The 20,317-nt window shown below is 68.9% G+C and carries 23 protein-coding genes; 11 read left to right on the top strand and 12 right to left on the bottom strand.

Annotated elements, in window-relative coordinates; all coding sequences use genetic code 11:
• The first annotated feature begins 235 nt into the window (after positions 1–235).
• Positions 236–790 carry a CGNR zinc finger domain-containing protein gene (locus ELQ92_RS08015; protein ID WP_208004274.1) on the top strand — a complete coding sequence of 185 codons (555 nt, stop codon included), beginning with the start codon at positions 236–238 and terminating at the stop codon, positions 788–790.
• A gap of 58 nt (positions 791–848) precedes the next feature.
• Here ELQ92_RS08015 and ELQ92_RS16265 read toward each other — a convergent pair whose 3' ends face one another.
• Both ELQ92_RS16265 and ELQ92_RS08010 read right to left on the bottom strand, forming a co-directional pair.
• Entirely contained in the window at positions 849–1,025 is a 177-nt protein-coding gene (locus ELQ92_RS16265; RefSeq protein WP_166426739.1) for a hypothetical protein, read from the bottom strand.
• Positions 1,022–1,651 carry a class I SAM-dependent methyltransferase gene (locus tag ELQ92_RS08010; protein ID WP_128498451.1) on the bottom strand — a complete coding sequence of 210 codons (630 nt, stop codon included), beginning with the start codon at positions 1,649–1,651 and terminating at the stop codon, positions 1,022–1,024. Before ELQ92_RS08010 ends, ELQ92_RS16265 begins: the two co-directional genes overlap by 4 nt.
• A 94-nt stretch (positions 1,652–1,745) precedes the next feature.
• Here ELQ92_RS08010 and ELQ92_RS08005 point away from each other — a divergent pair, with 94 nt between their 5' ends.
• Positions 1,746–3,032, top strand: coding sequence for a DNA recombination protein RmuC (locus ELQ92_RS08005; RefSeq protein WP_128498450.1), 1,287 nt, complete (start codon positions 1,746–1,748; stop codon positions 3,030–3,032).
• A gap of 60 nt (positions 3,033–3,092) precedes the next feature.
• Here the strand turns inward: ELQ92_RS08005 and glpX are convergent, their stop codons facing one another.
• The gene (glpX, locus tag ELQ92_RS08000) at positions 3,093–4,085 is read right to left on the bottom strand and encodes a class II fructose-bisphosphatase (protein WP_128498449.1); all 993 of its coding nucleotides are present in this window, start codon (positions 4,083–4,085) and stop codon (positions 3,093–3,095) included.
• 128 nt (positions 4,086–4,213) lie between these two features.
• Here glpX and fbaA point away from each other — a divergent pair, with 128 nt between their 5' ends.
• On the top strand, positions 4,214–5,239 hold the full coding sequence (gene fbaA / locus ELQ92_RS07995) for a class II fructose-bisphosphate aldolase (RefSeq protein ID WP_128498448.1): 1,026 nt from the start codon (positions 4,214–4,216) through the stop codon (positions 5,237–5,239).
• A 123-nt stretch (positions 5,240–5,362) separates the two neighbouring features.
• Here the strand turns inward: fbaA and ELQ92_RS07990 are convergent, their stop codons facing one another.
• Together ELQ92_RS07990 and ELQ92_RS07985 are read right to left on the bottom strand one after the other, a co-directional pair.
• Positions 5,363–6,022 carry a DUF6264 family protein gene (locus tag ELQ92_RS07990; protein ID WP_128498447.1) on the bottom strand — a complete coding sequence of 220 codons (660 nt, stop codon included), beginning with the start codon at positions 6,020–6,022 and terminating at the stop codon, positions 5,363–5,365.
• Positions 6,019–7,008 carry a 4-hydroxy-3-methylbut-2-enyl diphosphate reductase gene (locus ELQ92_RS07985; protein ID WP_128498446.1) on the bottom strand — a complete coding sequence of 330 codons (990 nt, stop codon included), beginning with the start codon at positions 7,006–7,008 and terminating at the stop codon, positions 6,019–6,021. Before ELQ92_RS07985 ends, ELQ92_RS07990 begins: the two co-directional genes overlap by 4 nt.
• Positions 7,009–7,133: 125 nt before the next feature.
• Between ELQ92_RS07985 and xseA the strand changes: the two genes are divergently transcribed.
• The 5 genes from xseA (at position 7,134) to ELQ92_RS07960 (ending at position 11,508) form a co-directional block, all read left to right on the top strand.
• Positions 7,134–8,405 carry an exodeoxyribonuclease VII large subunit gene (xseA, locus tag ELQ92_RS07980; RefSeq protein WP_128498445.1) on the top strand — a complete coding sequence of 424 codons (1,272 nt, stop codon included), beginning with the start codon at positions 7,134–7,136 and terminating at the stop codon, positions 8,403–8,405.
• 1 nt (position 8,406) lies between these two features.
• Positions 8,407–8,637, top strand: coding sequence for an exodeoxyribonuclease VII small subunit (locus ELQ92_RS07975; RefSeq protein ID WP_128498444.1), 231 nt, complete (start codon positions 8,407–8,409; stop codon positions 8,635–8,637).
• Positions 8,634–9,368, top strand: a complete 735-nt coding sequence (locus tag ELQ92_RS07970) for a DUF4245 domain-containing protein (protein WP_128498443.1) — start codon at positions 8,634–8,636, stop codon at positions 9,366–9,368. Before ELQ92_RS07975 ends, ELQ92_RS07970 begins: the two co-directional genes overlap by 4 nt.
• Entirely contained in the window at positions 9,368–10,018 is a 651-nt protein-coding gene (locus ELQ92_RS07965) for a carbonic anhydrase (protein ID WP_128498442.1), read from the top strand. The genes ELQ92_RS07970 and ELQ92_RS07965 overlap by 1 nt, the downstream gene beginning before the upstream one ends.
• A gap of 74 nt (positions 10,019–10,092) precedes the next feature.
• A complete protein-coding gene (locus ELQ92_RS07960) occupies positions 10,093–11,508 on the top strand; it encodes a class II fumarate hydratase (RefSeq protein WP_279432162.1) in 1,416 nt (471 codons plus the stop codon).
• Between the two features lie 70 nt (positions 11,509–11,578).
• Here the strand turns inward: ELQ92_RS07960 and ELQ92_RS07955 are convergent, their stop codons facing one another.
• From ELQ92_RS07955 to ELQ92_RS07935, 5 genes are all read right to left on the bottom strand, one after another.
• Positions 11,579–12,319 carry an aminoglycoside 3'-phosphotransferase gene (locus tag ELQ92_RS07955; RefSeq protein ID WP_128498441.1) on the bottom strand — a complete coding sequence of 247 codons (741 nt, stop codon included), beginning with the start codon at positions 12,317–12,319 and terminating at the stop codon, positions 11,579–11,581.
• Positions 12,320–12,401: 82 nt separating this feature from the next.
• The gene (locus ELQ92_RS07950) at positions 12,402–13,034 is read right to left on the bottom strand and encodes a prepilin peptidase (protein WP_128498440.1); all 633 of its coding nucleotides are present in this window, start codon (positions 13,032–13,034) and stop codon (positions 12,402–12,404) included.
• Between the two features lie 173 nt (positions 13,035–13,207).
• Entirely contained in the window at positions 13,208–14,587 is a 1,380-nt protein-coding gene (locus tag ELQ92_RS07945; protein ID WP_128498562.1) for an RNA 5'-3' helicase PhoH2, read from the bottom strand.
• A 228-nt stretch (positions 14,588–14,815) separates the two neighbouring features.
• Positions 14,816–15,976, bottom strand: a complete 1,161-nt coding sequence (locus tag ELQ92_RS07940; protein WP_243694924.1) for an aminotransferase class V-fold PLP-dependent enzyme — start codon at positions 15,974–15,976, stop codon at positions 14,816–14,818.
• Positions 15,977–16,010: 34 nt separating this feature from the next.
• Positions 16,011–16,796, bottom strand: coding sequence for an isoprenyl transferase (locus ELQ92_RS07935; protein ID WP_128498439.1), 786 nt, complete (start codon positions 16,794–16,796; stop codon positions 16,011–16,013).
• 95 nt (positions 16,797–16,891) lie between these two features.
• Here ELQ92_RS07935 and trhA point away from each other — a divergent pair, with 95 nt between their 5' ends.
• Positions 16,892–17,689: a PAQR family membrane homeostasis protein TrhA gene (trhA, locus tag ELQ92_RS07930; protein ID WP_128498438.1), complete on the top strand. Its 798-nt coding sequence runs from the start codon at positions 16,892–16,894 to the stop codon at positions 17,687–17,689.
• Between the two features lie 71 nt (positions 17,690–17,760).
• On the opposite strand, the gene ELQ92_RS07925 is transcribed toward trhA, so the two are convergent.
• Both ELQ92_RS07925 and mca read right to left on the bottom strand, forming a co-directional pair.
• Positions 17,761–18,105 (bottom strand): hypothetical protein, encoded by a 345-nt coding sequence (locus ELQ92_RS07925; RefSeq protein ID WP_243694923.1) that lies wholly within the window; start codon positions 18,103–18,105, stop codon positions 17,761–17,763.
• Positions 18,102–18,968 (bottom strand): mycothiol conjugate amidase Mca, encoded by an 867-nt coding sequence (gene mca / locus ELQ92_RS07920; protein ID WP_128498437.1) that lies wholly within the window; start codon positions 18,966–18,968, stop codon positions 18,102–18,104. Before mca ends, ELQ92_RS07925 begins: the two co-directional genes overlap by 4 nt.
• 282 nt (positions 18,969–19,250) lie before the next feature.
• Here mca and ELQ92_RS07915 point away from each other — a divergent pair, with 282 nt between their 5' ends.
• The gene (locus ELQ92_RS07915; RefSeq protein WP_128498436.1) at positions 19,251–19,673 is read left to right on the top strand and encodes a DUF4307 domain-containing protein; all 423 of its coding nucleotides are present in this window, start codon (positions 19,251–19,253) and stop codon (positions 19,671–19,673) included.
• Positions 19,674–19,787: 114 nt separating this feature from the next.
• Entirely contained in the window at positions 19,788–20,279 is a 492-nt protein-coding gene (greA, locus tag ELQ92_RS07910) for a transcription elongation factor GreA (protein ID WP_128498435.1), read from the top strand.
• The last annotated feature ends 38 nt before the right edge of the window (positions 20,280–20,317 follow it).

Below are 20,317 nucleotides of genomic sequence, written 5' to 3'. Positions count from 1 at the left end.
GTGGGGTCGTGACTGGTGGGGTCGTGACTGGTCGTGACTGGTGGGGTCGTGACTGGTGGGGTCGTGACTGGTGGGGTCGTGACTGGTGGGGTCGTGACTGGTGGGGTCGTGACTTTCGTGGTCGCGGTGGCTGGGCCTTCCCGGTCGCGATGCGCGGACACCGCACGCGTGTGTAACCGGTCGGACCGGTGACGCAAGCTTGTCGACCGACAGCGTCACCTGTCAAGATGGTGACGTGAAACACGTCTTCGTGAGCGGGAACCTCGGCCTCGACCTCCTCGGCACGCTCAAGTGGCGCCGCTCCGAGGAGGAGGAGCTGCTCGAGGATCCGTCGGATCTGGACGCGTGGATCACGGAAGCCGGCGTCCTGACGGTCTCGCCCGCCAGCACGGCGTTCGATCTGAAGCAGGCGATGACGCTTCGCGAGGCCATCTACGCGCTCGTCCACTCGCGGCTCGAGGGATCGGCGTGGTCACCGTCCGCTCTCGACACGCTCAACCGCTGGAACGGACACGACGGGCCGACGACGAGACTCACTCCCGACGGCGTCGAGCGGATCGGCGGCACGGCTTCGGCTCTCGCCGTCGTCGCTCGCGCCGCGACCGACGTCCTCTCCCACACCGAGCCGGGGGTGCTGAAGGAGTGTGCGAACGAACGCTGCACGCGGCTCTTCATCGACGAATCCCGGGGGTCGCGCCGGTCGTGGTGCGGAATGGCCGAGTGCGGGAACCGCGCCAAGGCCGCCGCCTACCGCGCGCGGAAGAAGGCCGGCACGGCGGCGTCGTCCTGAATCCGGGAGTGCGAGCCTCGGCCGGTTGACGGCCGGAGCCGTGCACTTCGTCCGGCGATCACCGACGCCGAGTGCGGAAGACCTCCGTGATGTAGGCCATCTGGACGTGTCCGTCGACGGCTGCGTCGGTGACGAGTTCGGAGACACCGGCGATCATGCGCTCGCGACTCGATTCGTCTGCCGTCAGATACCAGCTACGGGACCGGACGAGGTCCAGCACCTCCTCGAGCGTCATGAGCCGCGACCACTCGAAGCGGGCGCCCTCGAACGGCTCGAACAGCGGGCCGACGACGGGTTGCTCCCCGAGATCCGGTAGGAGCGCTCGGACCCGGCGATCTCCCCCAGTCGGCGGAGCCAGTCCACACGTTCGTCCCGGATGTTCCACACGAGCGCGAGCCGCCCGCCGGGAACCAGAACCCGGGCGGCCTCCGCTCCCGCACGTTCGGGGTCCACCCAATGCCACGCCTGGGCCGCCGTCACGGCATCGACGGACGCGTCCGCCACGGGGATCGCCTCCGCTTCACCGACGAGCGTCCGCGCCTCCGGCACCACGCGGTCGAGTACGGCGAGCATCTCCGCCGACGGGTCGACCGCCAGTACGTCGAGGCCCCGCGCCACGAGGGCGCTCGTGAGCTTGCCGGTCCCCGCCCCGAGGTCGAGGACGCGACGAGCGCTCGTCGGAACCATCCAGTCGACGGCTCCCTCCGGATAGCCGGGGCGCACCGAGTCGTAGAACTCGGCCGCCGCGGAGAACGAGCGCCCGGCGGCTCGGTGCGTGGAGGGCGCTGCCGCTCCGCCCGCATCGGACAGGCCCGCGCTCCCTCGAGAATCCGGCTGTTCGCGTGGCGGATCGGTGGCCATCGTGCATCCTCCTCCGTCGTCGGGCTCCGGCGCAGTCGCCGTCCTCCCGCGGGTCCGGCACGGCGGTGTCGGAGGTGTGCCGCACACTCGTCGTATGGACCCCATCCTCCTCCTCGTCGCGCTCCTCGCGCTCGTCGCCGGAGCGGCCTCGGGCTTCGGCATCGGCGCGGCGGTCGCGCGCCGCCGCGCGGCATCGATGCCGCCCTCCGCCGACGCCGCTGTCGCCGCGGCACGCGCCGACGCGGTCGTCGCGTCCGTCCGGGCGGAGGAGACCTCGCGCCGCTCGGTCCTCGAGGCGGAGCTCGCCGCCATGTCGGCGGCCCTCGACGGCGTTCGGGAGCAGCTCGACGCGGAACGTGCCGAGCGCGCGGCGCGCGACGAGCGCGAGCGCGACGAGCGGCGCGTGCTCGAGGCGCTCGCGCCCGTCCGCGAGACGCTCCAGACGATGCAGCGCACCGTCTCCGAACTCGAGCAGCAGCGCAGCGAGCAGTTCGGCTCCCTCGCCGAGCAGCTCGCCGCTTCCCGCCAGTCCGACGAGCACCTCCGAGCGACCACCGAATCACTCGCGAGCGCACTCCATTCCAACAGCACGCGCGGCGTCTGGGGCGAGACGCAGCTCAAGAGGGTCGTCGAAGTCGCGGGTCTCACGCAGTACGTCGACTTCGACCTGCAGCACTCCATCACGACCGATGGCGGATCCTTCCGTCCCGACATGGTGGTGCGCCTTCCCGGCGGCACCTCGGTGGCCGTCGACGCGAAGGTGCCGCTCGAGCACTTCCTCGAGGCCTCCGCGATCGCCACGACCGCCACCGGGGAGAACCGCGCCCGGCGAGCGGCCCTCGTCGATCGACATGTGAAGGCGGTCCGCGGGCACGTCGATGCGCTCGCGAAGAAGGCCTACTGGCAGGGCTTCACGTCGAGCCCCGAGTTCGTCATCGCCTTCGTGCCGAGCGAATCACTGCTGTCGTCGGCGCTCGAAGCCGATCCGAGCCTGCTCGACTACGCGTTCGGCAAGAGGGTCGCGCTCGCTTCGCCCGTCACCCTCTGGTCAGTCCTCAAGACCATCGCGTCGGCGTGGCAGCAGCAGACGGTGACCGACGAGGCCCGGAAGCTCTTCGAGCTGGGCTCCGGACTCTACGACCGGCTCGGTACGCTCGCCGGTCACGCCGACTCGCTCCGTCGCGCCCTCGAGCGCACCGTCGACAGCTACAACAGCTTCGCGAACTCGCTCGAATCCCGCGTTCTCGTCACGGCCCGGCAGTTCCCGGGCATCGACGAGACACGCCTCATCGAGGTGCAGAAGCCCATCACCGCCGCCCCACGCAAGCTCACGGCCGTCGAGTTCGAGCAGTCACCCGACGCCGCGGACCGGGCGAGCTAGGCTCGGAGCCGGCGCCGCGATTTCGGCCCCCGTCAGCGACGCTCCGAAGCCCCGCCCCTCTCAGCTCCAGCGCTCGCGCACGTGGTCCGCCTGGATGCGGCGCACCGTTCCCGAGTGGCTCCGGAAGATGATGCTCGAAGTGCTCACGATCGGGCCGTCCGTCGACACGCCCGCGACGAGTTCACCATCGGTGACGCCGGTCGCGACGAACAGCGTGTTGTCGCCCGCGACGAGTTCGTCCGCCGAGTACACGTGGTCGAACCGGAGACCAGCGGCGAGACCGCGCTCGCGCTCCCCGTCCGTCTGAGGGACGAGCCGACCCTGAATCAACCCGCCGAGCGCCTTGATGGCGCACGCTGTCGCCACACCCTCGGGACTCCCGCCTGTGCCGATGCACATGTCGACACGGTGGTCGTGCCGGGCCGCGTTGATGCCGCCGGCGACGTCGCCGTCGAGCATGAGCCGCGTGTGGGCGCCGGCCGCCCGGATCTCCTCGATGAGTCCCTCGTGCCGTGGCCGGTCGAGGACGGCGACACGGATGTCCGCGACGGGCTTGCCCTTGGCCCTCGCCAGTTCGCGGATGTTCTCTGCGACCGTCTGATCGAGGTGCACCACCCCGTGCCCTTCGGGGCCGGTCACGATCTTCTCCATGTAGAAGACGCTCGACGCGTCGAGCATCGTTCCCCGATCTGAGACCGCAATCATCGAGATGGCGTTGGGCCGCCCCGTCGCGGTGAGCGAGGTCCCGTCGATCGGGTCGACGGCGATGTCGCACCGGGGCCCGGAGCCGTTGCCGACGTGTTCCCCGTTGAAGAGCATGGGCGCCTCGTCCTTCTCGCCCTCGCCGATCACGACGACGCCGTCGAAGTTCACCGTCCCGAGGAACGTGCGCATCGCGTCGACGGCGGCTCCATCGGCGCCGAGCTTGTCGCCTCGACCGATGTACGGCACAGCGCGGATCGCCGCGGCCTCGGTCGCCCGGACGATCTCGAGAGCCAGGTTCCTGTCCGGGTTCGAGGCGTAGGACGGGGTGTCGTTGTGGACGGTGGTCATGGGTCCTCCCGGGGGCGCGAGTCGTCATCGATTAGTCGTAGCGGGCGGCGGGTACCCGCCATCGAGTTTAGTGCCGCCCCCTCGATAGACTCGACCCACAGCACCCGTTCGACCGCTAAGGAGCAGTCATGCCCATCGCCACCCCGGAGCAGTACGCCGAGATGCTCGACCGAGCGAAGTCCACGGGCTTCGCCTACCCGGCATTCAACGTGTCGAGCTCCCAGACGATCAACGCGGTGCTCCAGGGCCTCACGGAGGCCGGGTCCGACGGCATCATCCAGGTCACCACCGGCGGCGCCGACTACTTCGCCGGGCACACCGTGAAGAACCGGGCGGCGGGGGCCCTCGCGTTCGCCGCGTTCGCGCACGAGGTGGCGAAGAACTACCCCATCACGGTCGCCCTCCACACGGACCACTGCCCGAAGGACGCCCTCGACGGCTTCGTCATGCCGCTGCTCGCCGCCTCCGAGGAGCGCGTGAAGGACGGCGGCAACCCCATCTTCCAGTCGCACATGTGGGACGGCTCGGCCGTGCCTCTCGACGAGAACCTCGAGATCGCGAAGCAGATCCTCCCTCGAATGAAGGCCATCAACGCGATCCTCGAGGTCGAGATCGGCGTCGTCGGCGGCGAAGAGGACGGCGTGAGCCACGACATCAACGAGCACCTCTACACGACACTCGACGACGCCATCGCGACGGTCGAGGCGCTGGGTCTCGGTGACGAGGGCCGCTACATGGCCGCCCTGACGTTCGGGAACGTGCACGGCGTCTACAAGCCGGGCAACGTGAAGCTCAAGCCGGAACTCCTCGGCGAGATCCAGGCCGGTCTCGCCGCGAAGTACGGCACCTCGGACAAGCCGCTCGACCTCGTCTTCCACGGCGGCTCCGGTTCCACGGACGAGGAGATCTCGACGGCCGTCGCGAACGGCGTCGTCAAGATGAACATCGACACGGACACGCAGTACGCCTTCACGCGTGCCGTCGCCGGCCACATGTTCTCGAACTGGGACGGCGTACTCAAGATCGACGGGGAGGTCGGCAACAAGAAGACCTACGACCCGCGCGCTTGGGGCAAGGTCGCCGAGTCGGCGATGGCGGCCCGCGTCGTCGAGGCGACCCGTCAGCTCGGTTCGTTCGGCCACTCCCAGAGCTGAGCCTCGGGCGCATCGGCGCTGGAGAGACGACGAATGCCCGGCCTCGGCCGGGCATTCGTCGTCTCTCCAGCCCTCAGCGGCTTCTCTCCAGTGTTCCGCGGCTTCGCTCCAGCGCTCCGTGACTCATTGACTCGGGGGCGTGCCCGCCATCTCCTGAATGTACGTAGCGATCGACGGGTCGATCATCATCGCCGCCCCGACGCACACGAGGACGACGATGTTCCCGACCGCCCCGGCGATGAGCGGAATCCACCAGCTCGACCGACCGCGGGCGACCCGCCGCTGCACGAGCACGAGAGCGAGCACCCAGAGGCCCGCGTACACGACGAGCGCGACGAGTCCCAGGACGCGACCGGCACCCACGGGGCCGTACGAGTCGAGGTCCTCTGCGGCGAAGAAGTCGCCGATGGCCGCCGGGAGGTCGATGAGCGCCGCGGTCGACTGGAGGACGCTGAAGAGCCCCAACCCGAGCAGCCCCCAACTGATGAACCGGTCGATGGGAGCACGAGCGGTGTCACCGGCGGCGTTCGCGGTGCGGTCCTTCTGGGCGGATTCCCGCTCGCGCGCCGACGACGGCCTCTGCGACGAGGACGGCCTCTGCGACGACGGCCGGTCAGCCTCCACGGGCACCGGCTCGGGTGAGGAGACGGCGTCGGGAACAGCGATCGCGGCGCGCTGTTCCTCGGGCGTCGCGAGTTCGCCGAATTGCGGTCGCGGCCGACGGGGCTCGTCCGTCGCGGGCGGAACCGAGGCGCGGGGCGCTGGGGGCTGCTGTTCGCTCACGAGCTGCGCCGCCCGCCCATGGCGCGGGAGTCGCGCGCGCCGTGTCGATCCGTCCGCAATTCCTTGGGCAGCGAGAACACGAGATCCTCCTCCGCCGTCGTCACCTCTTCGACGTCGACGTACCCCGCCTCGGCGAGTTCGGTGAGCAGTTCCCGCACGAGCACCTCGGGAACCGACGCCCCACTTGTGACGCCCACAGTCCGGACCCCGCGGAACCACTCCGGCTGCACCTCGTGCGCGAAGTCGACCCGGTAGGCAGCCTTCGCTCCGTACTCGAGGGCGACTTCGACGAGCCGCACCGAGTTCGAGGAGTTCGCCGAGCCGACGACGATGACGAGGTCGGAAGCGGGGGCGATCTTCTTGACCGCGACCTGGCGGTTCTGGGTCGCGTAGCAGATGTCGTCGGACGGCGGGTCGGCGAGCGCTGGAAAACGCTCACGCAACCGCCGCACGGTATCCATCGTCTCGTCGACGCTCAACGTCGTCTGCGACAGCCACACGACACGCTCGGGATCGGAGACGACGACCGTGTCGGCGTGCTCCGGCGACGTCACGAGGGTGACGTGGTCGGGCGCCTCGCCCGCAGTGCCCTCGACCTCCTCGTGTCCCTCGTGACCGATGAGGAGGATCTGGTAGTCGTCGCGGGCGAACCGCGTCGCCTCCCGGTGCACCTTGGTGACGAGCGGGCAGGTCGCGTCGATCGCGTGCAGCCCCCGGTCGGCGGCGGCCGAGACGACGGCGGGTGAGACGCCGTGGGCGCTGAAGACGACGTGCGCACCCGTCGGGACGGTGTCGACCTCGTCGACGAAGACCGCGCCCTTCGACTCGAGCTCCTGCACGACGTGCACGTTGTGCACGATCTGCTTCCGCACGTAGACGGGGGCTCCGTAGCGCTCGAGCGCCTTCTCGACCGCGATCACCGCTCTGTCCACACCCGCGCAGTATCCCCGAGGAGCGGCGAGCAGCACCCGACCCGTGCCGGTCATCGCGGTATCCTTGAGCCGGCCCCGAGGGCCCGGCACACGGGGTGTCGGCAATCCGATAGTCGTCGCGGTCACCATTCGATTCTACGTGGGCGCGGTCGCGCGCCGGCTGAGAGAGGCGGTGCGCGATGAGCGATGCCCGGACACCGCGGTTCCCGGAACCGGAACGCGGACCGGCCACCGCGGAGTCGCCGTGGCCCGTCGCCCTCCTCGGTGCGAAGATCCGCGACTACATCGATCGCCTCGGCACCATCTGGGTCGAGGGCCAGATCACGCAGTGGGGCGTGTCGGGCGGGAACGTCTACGGCAAGCTCAAAGACCTCGAGGCCGACGCGACCGTGAGCTTCACGGTGTGGTCGTCGGTCCGCGCCAAGATCCCGGCCGACCTCAAGCAGGGCGACCACGTGGTCGTCCTCATGAAGGCGAATTACTGGGTCAAGGGTGGAAGCCTCACGATGCAGGTCATCGCCATGAAGCACGTGGGCCTCGGCGATCTCCTCGAGCGGCTCGAGAAACTCCGGGCATCCCTTGCAGCCGAGGGCCTCTTCGACGCCGCCCGCAAGAAGTCGTTGCCGTTCCTTCCTCATCGCATCGGCCTCATCACGGGCAAGGACTCCGACGCGGAGAAGGACGTGCTCCGCAACGCCCAGTTGCGGTGGCCGCACGTGGAGTTCCGGATCGTGCACGCCGCGGTTCAAGGCGATCGCACGGTCCCCGAGGTCGTCCGGGCCATCGAGCGTCTCGACGAAGACCCCGACGTCGATGTCATCATCGTCGCCCGCGGCGGCGGTGACTTCCAGAACCTCCTCGGATTCAGTGACGAGCGCGTCGTGCGCGCAGCCGCCGCCGCCGTGACCCCGATCGTCTCGGCCATCGGACATGAGGCCGACCGCCCCCTGCTCGACGACGTCGCCGACTTGCGTGCGTCGACGCCGACGGACGCTGCGAAGCGCGTGGTCCCGGACGTGAGTGAACAGTTCGCCATCGTCTCGCAACTGCGCAGCCGCATCACGGTGAGGCTGAGCTCGATCCTCGCGACCGAGATGCACCGGATGGAGGCGCTGCGCTCGCGGCCGGTACTCGCCAACGCGCACTGGATCGTCGATCAACGCGCCGAAGACCTGACGCGCTTCGTCGCCCGCGGCGTGGAGCTGACCGAGCGTGTGGTCCAGCACGAGGAACGTCTCGTTGCCGAGTCGACGGCGCGGTTGCGCGCCCTGTCGCCCCAGCGCACGCTCGCTCGCGGCTACGCGATCGCGCAGAAGGCCGACGGCTCGATCGTGCGCGCAGCGACCGAGGCGGCCGCCGGTGCCCGACTCGTCGTCACCACCGCCGACGGGGCCTTCGGAGCCGTCTCAAGCGGCCCTGAGGACGGATCCGACCGCGACAGCACTCGATAGAATGGACACCATGACACCGCCGAACGACGTCGCGACGCTGAGCTACGAAGAGGCGCGCGACGAACTCGTCCGTGTCGTGTCCGAACTCGAGCAAGGCGCCCCGACGCTCGAGCAGTCGCTCGCCCTGTGGGAGCACGGCGAAGCCCTTGCACGTCGCTGCGAAGAGTGGCTGATCGGAGCCAAGAAGCGCCTCGATGCCGCTCGCGCCGCGTCGTCGTCGGACACCGAATGAGCGCCCCGAGGGCCGGAGCGAGGCGGTCGGCGCGGCCGGGTCGAGTGGTCGCTGAGCTGGGCCGCCCGGAGACTCCCGAGGAGACGGCCGCCCGCAAGGCCGAGAACTCCCGCAACCACCGCGCCCGCCAGACCGTCAACAACCTCGTCTTCTCGCTCCTCGCCACCGTCGGCGTCGTCATCCTCATCGTGCTCGTCGTCCCCCGCTCGGATCAGCCCATGGACCGAGCGGTCGATTGGCGCAGCATCACGACAGAGGCCCAGCAGTCCCGGTCCGAGGCGCTCGTGAGCCCGGACCTCCCCGACTCCTGGACGAGCAACTACGCCGAGATCCGCTCCACCGGCACCGGCGGCGTCACGTCGTGGAACATCGGTTTCGTCACCCCGAGCAGGGAGTTCGTCGGCGTCATCCAGGGCTTCGACGCCGACCCCACCTGGCTCGCGGCACAGCTCAACCGGTCGATCGCGTCGTCCGTCACCACCATCGGCGGCCTCGAGTGGACGGTGTACGACAACCGCGAATCCACGGACGATGTCGGCAACGTGCACTACGCTCTCGCAACCGAGGCCGGGACGAGCACGATCGCGGTCTTCGGCACGGGGACGGTCGACGAGATCGAGACGGTGGCCGAGGCCATCGCACCGCAAGCGGCACACAACGTGACGAACGACGACGACGCCTCCGACGACGGCGCCCTTGACGAGAACACCGCATCGAACGGAGACGAGTGATGCCCACCAAGAGACCTGGAACCGCCTGGCGCGAGATGCAGCGCGGCAACGCCCGCTTCGTCGCGGGTGAACCCCGCCATCCGCGCCAGGACGTCGAGCGGCGGCACGAGCTCGCGCACCACCAGCTTCCCGACGCCGCGCTCTTCGGGTGCGCCGATTCGCGGCTGGCTGCCGAGATCATCTTCGACAAGGGACTCGGCGACCTCTTCGTCGTGCGGAACGCTGGCCAGGTCATCTCCGACTCGGTCGTCGGATCGCTCGAATACGCCGTGGGTGTCCTCAACGTCCCGCTCATCGTCGTGCTCGGACACGACGAGTGCGGCGCCGTGCGGGCCGCCATCGACTCACGAGCGGACGACGCGACGCCGCTCCCGCCGCACATCGACGGTCTGATCCAGCAGATCGTCCCCGCGGTCACACGCGTCGCCGGCACCGCGGTGGTCGACCCCTCGACCGTCGACGCGTCCCTCGTGGGCAAGGAGCACCTCCGCGACACCGTCTCGGAGCTCCTCGAGCGTTCTGTCATGATTGGTGAGGCGATCGCGGCGGGAACGCTTGCGATCGTCGGAGCCAACTACAAGCTCTTGGAGGGCACCGTCGTCCCCGACGTGATCGTGGGGAACGTCGGCGAACCCGAGCCGACGCCGTAGCCATCCGGGAGGGCTCGACTCCCCCGGTCACCACTCGACGCAGAGCAGCGTCACCCGCGCAACAAGGAGATCCCGTGTCAGTTTCGTCCCCCTCGCCCGCAGCCGGAGGATTCCGTATCGAGCACGACACGATGGGAGAGGTGAGGGTTCCCGCCGACGCGCTCTACGCGGCGCAGACGCAGCGTGCCGTCGAGAACTTCCCGATCTCGGGCACCGTCCTCGAATCCGCACAGATCGCCGCTCTCGCGCGCATCAAGAAGGCCGCGGCCGCCGCGAACGCCGAACTGGGTGTGCTGTCCCACGAGATCGCCGCGGCGATCGGCGCGGCCGCCGACGACGTCATCTCGGGCGCCCACGACGCGGAGTTCCCGATCGACGTCTACCAGACGGGGTCCGGGACCTCCTCGAATATGAACATGAACGAGGTGCTCGCGACGCTCGCGACGCGCCACCTCGGATCCCCCGTGCACCCGAATGACCATGTGAACTGCTCGCAGTCCTCGAACGACGTCTTCCCGACGTCCGTCCACATCGCGGTGACGAGCGCTCTCATCGACGACCTCATCCCGTCGCTCGACCACCTCGCCGTCTCCCTCGAGGCGAAGGCCGGCGAGTGGAAGGACGCCGTCAAGCCGGGTCGGACCCACCTCATGGACGCGACGCCCGTGACGCTCGGGCAGGAGTTCGGCGGCTACGCCCGCCAGATCCGGCTCGGCATCGAGCGCATCCGCACCGCCCTGCCCCGTGTCGCCGAGGTCCCCCTCGGAGGAACGGCCGTCGGCACGGGGATCAACACGCCCGCGGGCTTCCCCCAGCGTGTGATCGCGCTCCTGCAGGAGGACACGGAACTCCCCATCACCGAGGCGGCGGACCACTTCGAGGCTCAGGCCAACCGGGACGGCCTCGTCGAGGCGTCGGGAGCACTGCGCACGATCGCCGTGAGCCTCACCAAGATCTGCAACGACCTGCGCTGGATGGGATCGGGACCGAACACGGGTCTCGGCGAGCTCCACATCCCGGACTTGCAGCCGGGTTCGTCGATCATGCCCGGCAAGGTCAACCCGGTCATCCCGGAAGCCGTACTCCAGGTGTGCTCGCGCGTGATCGGCAACGACGCCGCCGTCGCGTGGGGCGGCGCGTCGGGGATGTTCGAGCTCAACGTGCAGATCCCCCTCATGGGGACCGCTCTGCTCGAGTCGATCCGCCTGCTCTCCAACGCGACGCGTGTGCTCGCCGACAAGACGATCGACGGACTCCGGGCCAACGTCGAACGTGCGGCCGCCCTCGCCGGCATGTCGCCGTCGATCGTGACGCCGCTCAACAAGGTCATCGGGTACGAGCAGGCGGCGAAGATCGCGAAGCACTCCGTCGCGAAGGGCATCACCGTCCGTGAAGCCGTCATCGACCTCGGGTACGTGGAGCGCGGCGAGGTCACCGAGGAGCAGCTCGACGCCGCCCTCGATCTCCTGTCGATGACGCACCCGGGCTGACCGCTCAGCGCAACAGGATCCGCTCGTGGTACCCGTCCGGCTTCGTCCCGGCGGGGACCATATGTTGCCGCTATGTGGAGTTCCAGAGTCGTCGGTAGTAGTCGACCAGCGCGTGGTCCGGCGTGATCCCGTAACCCTCGAAGAACAGATGCTCGACGCCGGGCCCGTAGTTCCACTCGATACTCATCGATCCGACCGCGATGTCGGCCCACCGATCGGCAAGGCCAAGCATGCCGAGGTCGACGTGAGCGACCGGAGCGCCGTCGGCGTCGAGAAGGGTGTTCGGCACGCACGGGTCGCCGTGGCACACGACGAGACGGTCGATCGGCGGGGGGTCGAGCACGTCGTCCGGAACACGGACGCCCCGGCCGATGGCCTCGTCGATGCGCGACGCCACGCTCCAGTCGAAAGGGCAGTCCCCAGCCGGGAGAGAATCGTGCAGCCGACGTAGTCCCGCTCCGCAGGCTCTCACCGCGATCTCAGGGCGAGCGATCCAGGACGGATCGACCGCCGACAGGGCCTCGATCGTCTCCGTGACGAGCACGACGCCGTCAGCGGGCTCTGACACGTCGAGCTCGAGAACCCGCGGGACGCGGATCCATTCCGACGCCCACTCCAGACGTCGGGCCTCCCGCTCGAAGAGGTCGCGGTAGTCGGGCGGGCCCCACTTGACGTGGCGGCCGCCGTGAGGCCCGTCGAGCCGGTAGGTCAGGCCGCCGTCGGCGTTCTCCCAGACCGGGGTGACCCGGGCGTCCCCGATATGGCGGAGGACCGCGTGCGGGACGGCGCCGCCGAGACGAGGGATGGTCACCGAATCAGTATGGTCGCTCGTCAGGCGGATCACGGGAGGTCGCGCGTCCCGCGTGCGTCATCGGATTTCCGCCGTACATCCGTCATGCGGCCAGTACGACGGCGACCCAGAAGCCGACGAGCAGGAAGGGCCCGAACGGGATGCTGCGTGCGCGGGTTCTCAGGAGCACCACGAGCCCGCCGACGCCTCCCGAACCGAAGGCGACGATCGCGGCGAGCGCCGCCGCATCCACCCGCACGAGGGCGAGTACCGTCGCGAGCACGACGGCGAGCTTCACGTCGCCCATCCCCATGCCACCGCCGGCGGACAGCAGTGCGAAGAAGACGCCCGCCAGCACCGAGGTCACGAGCACGGCCACGAGCCCCTCTCCCCCGTCGGCCACCGCGAGGGCGACGACGCAGAGCGCCAGAAGCGCGCACGGTGCGACGAGGATGTTGGGCAGTCGGCGGTGTATGATGTCCGCACGCCAGAGCACAGGCGTCACGACGGCGATGCCGAGAGTGGGAACGAGGGCGGGGACCGGCCCGAGAGCGACGGCCGCCAGCAGTGCGAGGAGGGTACCGACGATCGTGTCCTCGGGGTCGCGCCGCCAGTTCACCCATGCGCGCCATCCGCGGGGTTCGGAATCGGCCCCGTCGCCGCCGATTACGCGTGTCGCTGCCGAGCCCGTGGGGAGGAGACGGGGCGAGGAGGGAGGGACGGGCGGAGACGACATGCGCTGAGGCTAGCGACGCGAGAGCCGGCCGGCATCGACTCTCCACATGACGGCGCCCCTGAACCCGGTCCGCCCGGTCCGCCCGCGCCGTGCACACGCCGCACCCTGCATTCAGGCACGGAAGCGGCCCCACCCTGGAGCGGGACCGCTTCCGTGTGCTCCGGTTCAGTGGATCAGGCGAGTTCGTTCGACTCGAGGAGCTCCGCGACGAGACCGGCGATCGCGCTCCGCTCCGACCGCGTGAGCGTGATGTGACCGAACAGCCGGTGACCCTTGAGCGTCTCGATGACCGAGGCGACCCCGTCGTGGCGCCCCACTCGCAGATTGTCGCGCTGCGCCACGTCATGGGTCAGCACGACGCGTGAGTTCTGCCCGATCCGCGAGAGCACCGTCAAGAGGACGTTCCTCTCGAGGGACTGCGCCTCGTCGACGATCACGAACGCGTCGTGCAGGGAGCGGCCGCGGATGTGGGTCAGCGGCAGGACCTCGATGATCCCGCGCTCCACGACCTCGTCGAGCACGTTCTGCGACACGACCGAGCCGAGCGTGTCGAAGACCGCCTGCCCCCACGGGTTCATCTTCTCGCCCTGGTCGCCCGGAAGGTAGCCGAGCTCCTGGCCGCCCACCGCGTACAGCGGGCGGAACACCATGATCTTCCGGTGCTGGCGCCGTTCGAGAACCGCTTCGAGGCCCGCGCACAAGGCGAGTGCGGACTTCCCTGTCCCTGCTCGCCCCCCGAGGGACACGATCCCGATCTCGGGGTCGAGCAGCATGTCGATCGCGAGACGCTGTTCCGCCGAACGACCGTGGAGGCCGAAGACGTCACGGTCCCCGCGGATGATCGAGAACTCGCGCTTGCCGGTGACCCGTCCGAGCGCCGACCCGCGCTCGGAGTGAATGACGAGCCCCGTGTTGAGGGGCAGGCCCTCGACGTTCGACGACAGTCCCACCTCACTCTCGTAGAGGTCGGCCATCTCGTTCGCCGACACGTGGAGATCCGCCATGCCGGTCCATCCCGATTCGACGGCCTGCTCCGCCCGATACTCCTCGGCCGCGAGTCCGATCGACGCCGCCTTCACCCGCAGCGGCATGTCTTTCGAGACGACCGTGACGGCGAGGCCGTCGTTCGCGAGGTTGAGGGCGACCGCGAGGATGCGTGAGTCGTTGTCGCCCGACTGCAGGCCGCTCGGCAGCACGGACATGTTCGAGTGGTTCAGTTCCACGCGCACCGTGCCGCCCTCCGAGCCGGTCGGGACCGGGAAGTCGAGTCGCTCGTGCTCGATCCGCAAGTCGTCGAGAAGCCGCAGCGCCTGTCGCGCGAAGTAGCCGATCTCCGGGTCGTTCCGCTTGCCCTCGAGTTCGCCGATGACGACCACGGGGATCACCACCGAATGCTCGGCGAAGCGGAACAGCGCGCGCGGATCGGACAGGAGGACGGACGTGTCGAGGACGTACGTGCGCTCGGCCTGGTCGGGTGAGCGACCAGCCCCCGATCGCCCGCTCGTCCTGATCTCCGGAGTCCGTCCACCGGCTGTCGCGCTGAAGGTTTTCATCGTGGTCACGAGCACTCCCACCCCGAGCATCACTCGGAATCTCTCGACGAGCGGCCACGTAGTGGTAACGAGTCGAACTTATGTGGCCGGCTCGATCAGGCGCCATACCTGATATTCGGAAGGCTACGACCCACCGGAGACGGCCCGCGCCCGACACGCTGTCCCGGAGGTTTCGAGGACGTTAACAATCGGGACGCGTCGATGACCGGCGAGCAGCCGCGTGAGCCCTCAGACCGGGAGAGTCGAGTACGAGATGAGGGCGTCCCGCAGCATCCCGAGCGTCTCTGCGGTCGTTCCCGCGTGCACGCTCACGCGAACGCGGCCCTGACGGGTCGTCGTGGTGACGCCGTGGTTGTGCAGCGAGGCGGTCAGCACGCCGAGACGATCGGCATCGGGCTCGAGGACGACGAGGCCCGCTCGCTCGTGCTCCGCTCGCGGCGAGTGCACCGTGATCGCGAACTCGTCGGCCATGTCGATGACCGAGGCGGCGCGCTCCGCGATCGCCGAGGCGATCACCGGGACCCCCGTTGCGACGACCTCCTCGAGCGACGCGGACAGCCGGGCGAGTGCGACGAGGTCGGGGTTCGAGACCGAGAACGCCGAGACGTCATCCGCGGGCTCGGGCACGTCGTCCCACGGTTCCCGGGCCCCCGTACCCGTGAATCCCGAGAGCACCGGAGTGATGAGCTCGCGAGCGCGGTCGCCCAGCGCGAGATAACCCGTGCCCCATCCGGCGCGCAACCACTTCTGACCGCCGCCGGCGATCACATCGGCGACGTCGAACGGGGCGTCGACGACGCCGAAGCCCTGGATGCAATCGACGATGAGCAGCCGATCGCCGATGACGGATCGGATCCCCTCGAGGTCGGCGACATAACCGGTTCGTGGATCGACGAGACTCACGGCGACCGCGGAGACGTCGTCGTCGAGGTGAGCAGCCACGACATCGGGCGTCACCCGCCCGTCTGCCGTGTGGAGCCATCGGGGCGTCATCGTGGCCATCGCATCGGCGGCGCGACGCGCGGCCACCGGAAGACTCGGGAACTCCGCCGGCGACACGAGCAACGTCCCGCTCAACCCGAACATCACCTGCAGGAGTCCGTGGCTCGTCGCCGGCTGCGCGACGAACTGGTCGGGCCGGAATCCACTCACCGCACTGAGGCCTGCCCGCGCACGCTCACCGGCACCGGCGAGCGAATCGAACGCACCGAACCGGAAGCGGGAGAGCACGTCGAGTGCGGCGTTCGCCTCGGCGCGGACCGTCGCCGAGAGCGGCCCGACCTTCGCGTAGTCGAGATAGCCCGGATCCTCGGTGAACCCGGCGATGAACGCCTCCGAAGCGCCGCCGGCACCCGTCGATCCGGACGCCGCTGATGGGATCATGCTCATGCTGTCGTGCCTTTCGAGTCGGACGCGATCGCGCTCAACCGCCGAACCGACGGTTCCGGCGGGCGTAGTCGCGAAGGGCACGGAGAAAGTCGACCTCGCGCATGTCGGGGCCGAGCGCCTCCATGAAGTAGAACTCGCTGTGAGCGCTCTGCCAGAGCATGAAGTCGCTCAGACGCTGCTCCCCCGACGTCCGGATCACGAGGTCCGGGTCCGGTTGTCCCCCCGTGTAGAGGTGCTCGCCGATGAGGTCGGGCGTGAGCAGCTCAGCGAGTTCGTCGAGGCTGCCGCCGTCGAGGTGGTGATTCCGCACGATCGTCCGCATCGCGTCGACGATCTCGTGGCGCCCCCCGTAGCCCACGGCGAGATTCACGTGGAGGCCCGTCCGGTCGGACGTCCGTGCCTGCGCCGACGAGAGGGCCGCGGTGAGGGGGACCGGCAGGCGCGCGGCATCACCGACGTGCTGTACCCGCCAGTTCCGGAAGTGCGACACGTCCTCCGCGAGGTCGGCGATGATCTCGATGAGTTGACCGAGCTCGTCCGCCGGCCGGTTCGTCAGGTTGTCGCTCGAGAGCAGGTAGAGGGTCACGACGCCGATGCCCAGGTCGTCGCACCACGTCAGAAACTCCCTCATCTTCGCGGCCCCCGCGCGATGCCCGTGCGCGACGGTCTCGTAACCGGACTGGCGGGCCCACCGGCGGTTCCCGTCGATGATCATCGCGACGTGGTGCGGGAGGGCCTCCGGCGCCAGAGTCCGGCGGAGGCGCTTCTCGTAGAGTCGGTAGAGCACCCCGCGGCCCAACGGCTCCGTCCACCCAGTCACAGGGCTACGGTAGTCCACTTCGCGCCGAGGGACGGACAGACGCCGGACCGACGCGTCCGGTGTCGACGCTCAGCCCGAGCCGTTATTCTGACGGCATGGCCACGCATCAGCATGACGACGGATCCGGCGCGCTGAGGTCCGAGAGCGAGCGCGCCGCGCAGCGATCCGAGCAGGTCGTCGCCTCCGACGAGCTTCGCGGTCCGGAGCTCCCTTACATCCCGGTGATCGACGCTTCGGATGCGCACCCCGGCGACGTCCGCCCCACCTGGCGCGGCTGGATCCACGCCGGGACCTTCCCGGTCGCCGTCATCGCGGGCATCGTCCTCGTCACGCTCGCCGAGGGGCCGGTGGCCAAGTGGGCCTCGGCCGTCTTCGCGATGTCGTCGCTCCTGCTCTTCGGCATGTCGGCGCTCTACCACCGGTTCGACTGGTCACCGCGGGCGAAGGTCCTGCTCAAGCGCTTCGACCACTCCAACATCTTCCTGCTCATCGCCGGAAGCTATACACCGATCGCCCTACTCGCCCTCCCCCCGTCGAAGGGCGTCATCCTGCTGGTCTCGGTGTGGGCGGGTGCCCTCGTCGGCATCGGCTTCCGCGTCTTCTGGATCGGGGCGCCCCGCTGGCTCTACGTGGCCCTGTACATCGGACTCGGGTGGATCGCGATGATGTACATCGTCGACATCCTGAACGCGAACGCGCTCACCATGACGCTCGTGATCGTCGGCGGGCTCCTCTACACGGGGGGCGCGGTCATGTACGCGATGAAGCGGCCGAACCCGTGGCCGGGCCACTTCGGTTTCCACGAACTGTTCCACGTCTGCACCGTCATCGCCTTCCTCTGCCACTGGACGGCGATCTTCCTCCTCGCGACCGACCCCGTCTACAACGGCTGAAGGGCGCGGAGTCTCGGACGGCGGAGCCTCGGCCGCGGAGTCTCGGCCGCGGAGTCTCGCCCGCGCCCCGTTCAGCGCCGGTCGGGGTCGTCGAGGGGCGACGCCGGCGGTGCGAGCGGGGCGCGGCCGGCCGGCCCGGCATCCGCCTCCGCCTCGGCCTCCGCGAGCGCGCGCTCCTCCGCATCGAGCTCCTCGGCGATCTGGGCACGGTAGTTCACGCGGCGCACACGGCGCACCATATCCAGTACGAGCAGGATGACGAGGATCGCGAGCGCGAACGTCACCACGAACCCCACGACGCCGGGCGTCACCTGGTCGGTGTCGTACGACGCCGGGCTCGGTGTTGGCGTGACCTCGGCGAGGAGCGCGAGCCCCGATCCGATGACCGTGGAGGTGACGGTGGCGAGCGGAGTCATTCGGTGTCCTCGATCCCTTCGAACAAATCGTCTTCACGCTCACGCACGGGCACGACGCTGCGGGCGAGCTCGAAGTCCTCGAACGGCCAGGCGCGGCGCTGCAGGTCGTTCGACCAGAAGAAGAAGCGCGAGTCCGGGGCGACCTGGCACTCGTGCGCGCGCAATGCATCGTCGCGCTTCTCCAGGAAGTCGCCGACGGGCACGTGAGCCGTCGCACGGTCGGGGCGCCCCTCGACCCACGTCAACATCTCCGCGAGCTGCTCAGCGAGCGGCGAGTCCGGCGACTCCGCGAGCAGCATGTCGGCGTTCGCCTTGGTACGCGGGTAGTTGAAGATCTGGTCGTAGTAGACCTTCGAGACCTGCCACGGCTCCCCCGCGTCGGGGTAGGCGTCTCTCGACGCCGCCGCCTCGAACGCGAACATCGAGATGACATGGCATCGGATGTGGTCCGGGTGCGGATACCCGCCGTTCTCGTCGTACGTGGTCATGACGTGGGGCCGGAACTCGCGGATGACCCGCACCAGTGCTTCCGCCGAGATCTCAACGGGGATCGACGCGAACGAGTTCACGGGGAGGGAGCCGTCCTCCGACGGCATCCCGGAGTCGTAGTACCCGAGCCATCGGTGCTGCACGTCGAGCGCGGCTGCGGCGTCGGCCATCTCGAGGCGACGAAGACCCGGAAGGTCGCGCTCCGCCATCGCCATGCGGGTGAGGCCGGGGTTGAGGACCTCTCCGCGTTCACCGCCGGTGAGGCTCACGACCATGACCTCGACGCCGCGCGCGCGATACGCAGCGGTCGTCGCCGCCCCCTTCGACGATTCGTCGTCGGGGTGAGCGTGCACGGCGAGCAGTCTCAGCGTCATAACCGTCTCAGGATCACGGGGAATCACTGTCCTTCGAAGTGCGGGCGGGAGAAGGCGCGCTGCTGCTTTCAGGGCGTTGCGTGCGTTCAGGGTTGCATGCGTTCAGCGCGTTGCGTTGGTTTCAGGGCGTTGCGTTGGTTTCAGGGCGTTGCGTTGGTTTCAGGGCGTTGCGTTGGTTTCAGAGCATTGCGTGCGCTCAGGTCGGGCGACGGGCGAGCGACTACCCTGGTAATAAGAGTAAACGCTCCCGCCGACACGGACGGGACGACGGACGAGGACGAGATGACGGACACCGGGCAGCGCTCGACGAGCACTCGCGACCTCGACGCCCGCTACGGACGCGGTCAGAGATCCCGGCGCGTCGAGAAACGCATCCTGTGGGTGCTCGGCGGCGTCATCGTCGTCGTCTTCGCCGCGTGGGTGGTGCTCGTCGCCTTCGACGGTGACAACGCCTCGCTCGAGACGCGCGACGTCGCGCACACGATCGTCGACGAGCACGCCGTCGAGGTGTCCTTCTCGATCAACGTCGCCCCGGGAACTCCGACCGTGTGCGCGGTCCAGGCCCTCAACGAGGCACACGCCATCGTCGGCTGGAAGATCATCGAGGTTCCGGCATCGACCGAACGCAATCGCGTGATCACCGAGGTGGTCCGCACGAGCGAACAAAGCAACACGGGTTTGATTTCCCGTTGCTGGCTGCCTTAAGATTCTCTGAACACACGATCCCGCTGATCGTCCACCACGCTCTCATCCCGGTGATCGTCCATCACGCCCTGGCCCCGCGGTCAGGGCGTCTGTTTTCGTTCAGGAGCATTTCCCATGGTTGATTCGACGAACGTGTCCTTCCTCACCCAGGAGGCTTACGACCGTTTGGCCGCCGAGCTCGAGCACCTGTCGACGACGGGACGCGAGGAGATCGCCAAGCGCATCGAGATCGCTCGCGAGGAGGGCGACCTCAAGGAGAACGGCGGTTACCACGCTGCGAAGGACGAGCAAGGCAAGCAGGAGGCGCGCATCCGGACCTTGCAGAACATCCTCAAGGAGGCCAAGGTCGGCGAGGCCCCCGAGTCGAACGGCGTCGTCGTGCCTGGAACGGTCATCACGGCCGACGTCGCGGGCGGCGAAGAGGTCTTCCTCCTCGGCAGCCGCGAGATCGCGAGCGGCTCGGAGCTCGACGTCTACAGCGAGCAGAGCCCGCTCGGCGAGGCCATCCAGGGCCTCAAGGTGGGTGAGTCCACCTCCTACACCGCGCCGAACGGCAAGGAGATCACCGTGTCGATCAAGAACGTCGAGACCTACAACGGCCAGTGATCGGAACGCCGCATCGAACGGATGCGAACGCGGGCGGG

This window comes from Labedella populi (assembly GCF_004078655.1).
Classification (GTDB): domain Bacteria; phylum Actinomycetota; class Actinomycetes; order Actinomycetales; family Microbacteriaceae; genus Labedella; species Labedella populi.
Note: the sequence above shows the minus strand (reverse complement) of the source record. Positions and strands in the feature narration are given on the sequence as shown.

Excerpts from the sequence above, each read along its gene's own strand:
- ELQ92_RS08005 (WP_128498450.1), top strand. The coding sequence starts at position 1,746 with ATGGACCCCATCCTCCTCCTCGTCGCGCTCCTCGCGCTCGTCGCCGGA.
- ELQ92_RS07985 (WP_128498446.1), bottom strand. The coding sequence starts at position 7,008 with ATGACCGGCACGGGTCGGGTGCTGCTCGCCGCTCCTCGGGGATACTGC.
- ELQ92_RS07915 (WP_128498436.1), top strand. The coding sequence starts at position 19,251 with ATGACGGACACCGGGCAGCGCTCGACGAGCACTCGCGACCTCGACGCC.
- xseA (WP_128498445.1), top strand. The coding sequence starts at position 7,134 with ATGAGCGATGCCCGGACACCGCGGTTCCCGGAACCGGAACGCGGACCG.
- ELQ92_RS07950 (WP_128498440.1), bottom strand. The coding sequence starts at position 13,034 with ATGTCGTCTCCGCCCGTCCCTCCCTCCTCGCCCCGTCTCCTCCCCACG.
- ELQ92_RS08010 (WP_128498451.1), bottom strand. The coding sequence starts at position 1,651 with ATGGCCACCGATCCGCCACGCGAACAGCCGGATTCTCGAGGGAGCGCG.
- ELQ92_RS07965 (WP_128498442.1), top strand. The coding sequence starts at position 9,368 with ATGCCCACCAAGAGACCTGGAACCGCCTGGCGCGAGATGCAGCGCGGC.
- ELQ92_RS07970 (WP_128498443.1), top strand. The coding sequence starts at position 8,634 with ATGAGCGCCCCGAGGGCCGGAGCGAGGCGGTCGGCGCGGCCGGGTCGA.
- ELQ92_RS07945 (WP_128498562.1), bottom strand. The coding sequence starts at position 14,587 with ATGAAAACCTTCAGCGCGACAGCCGGTGGACGGACTCCGGAGATCAGG.
- ELQ92_RS16265 (WP_166426739.1), bottom strand. The coding sequence starts at position 1,025 with ATGACGCTCGAGGAGGTGCTGGACCTCGTCCGGTCCCGTAGCTGGTAT.
- ELQ92_RS07975 (WP_128498444.1), top strand. The coding sequence starts at position 8,407 with ATGGACACCATGACACCGCCGAACGACGTCGCGACGCTGAGCTACGAA.
- ELQ92_RS07940 (WP_243694924.1), bottom strand. The coding sequence starts at position 15,976 with ATGAGCATGATCCCATCAGCGGCGTCCGGATCGACGGGTGCCGGCGGC.
- trhA (WP_128498438.1), top strand. The coding sequence starts at position 16,892 with ATGGCCACGCATCAGCATGACGACGGATCCGGCGCGCTGAGGTCCGAG.
- mca (WP_128498437.1), bottom strand. The coding sequence starts at position 18,968 with ATGACGCTGAGACTGCTCGCCGTGCACGCTCACCCCGACGACGAATCG.
- fbaA (WP_128498448.1), top strand. The coding sequence starts at position 4,214 with ATGCCCATCGCCACCCCGGAGCAGTACGCCGAGATGCTCGACCGAGCG.
- ELQ92_RS07925 (WP_243694923.1), bottom strand. The coding sequence starts at position 18,105 with ATGACTCCGCTCGCCACCGTCACCTCCACGGTCATCGGATCGGGGCTC.
- glpX (WP_128498449.1), bottom strand. The coding sequence starts at position 4,085 with ATGACCACCGTCCACAACGACACCCCGTCCTACGCCTCGAACCCGGAC.
- greA (WP_128498435.1), top strand. The coding sequence starts at position 19,788 with ATGGTTGATTCGACGAACGTGTCCTTCCTCACCCAGGAGGCTTACGAC.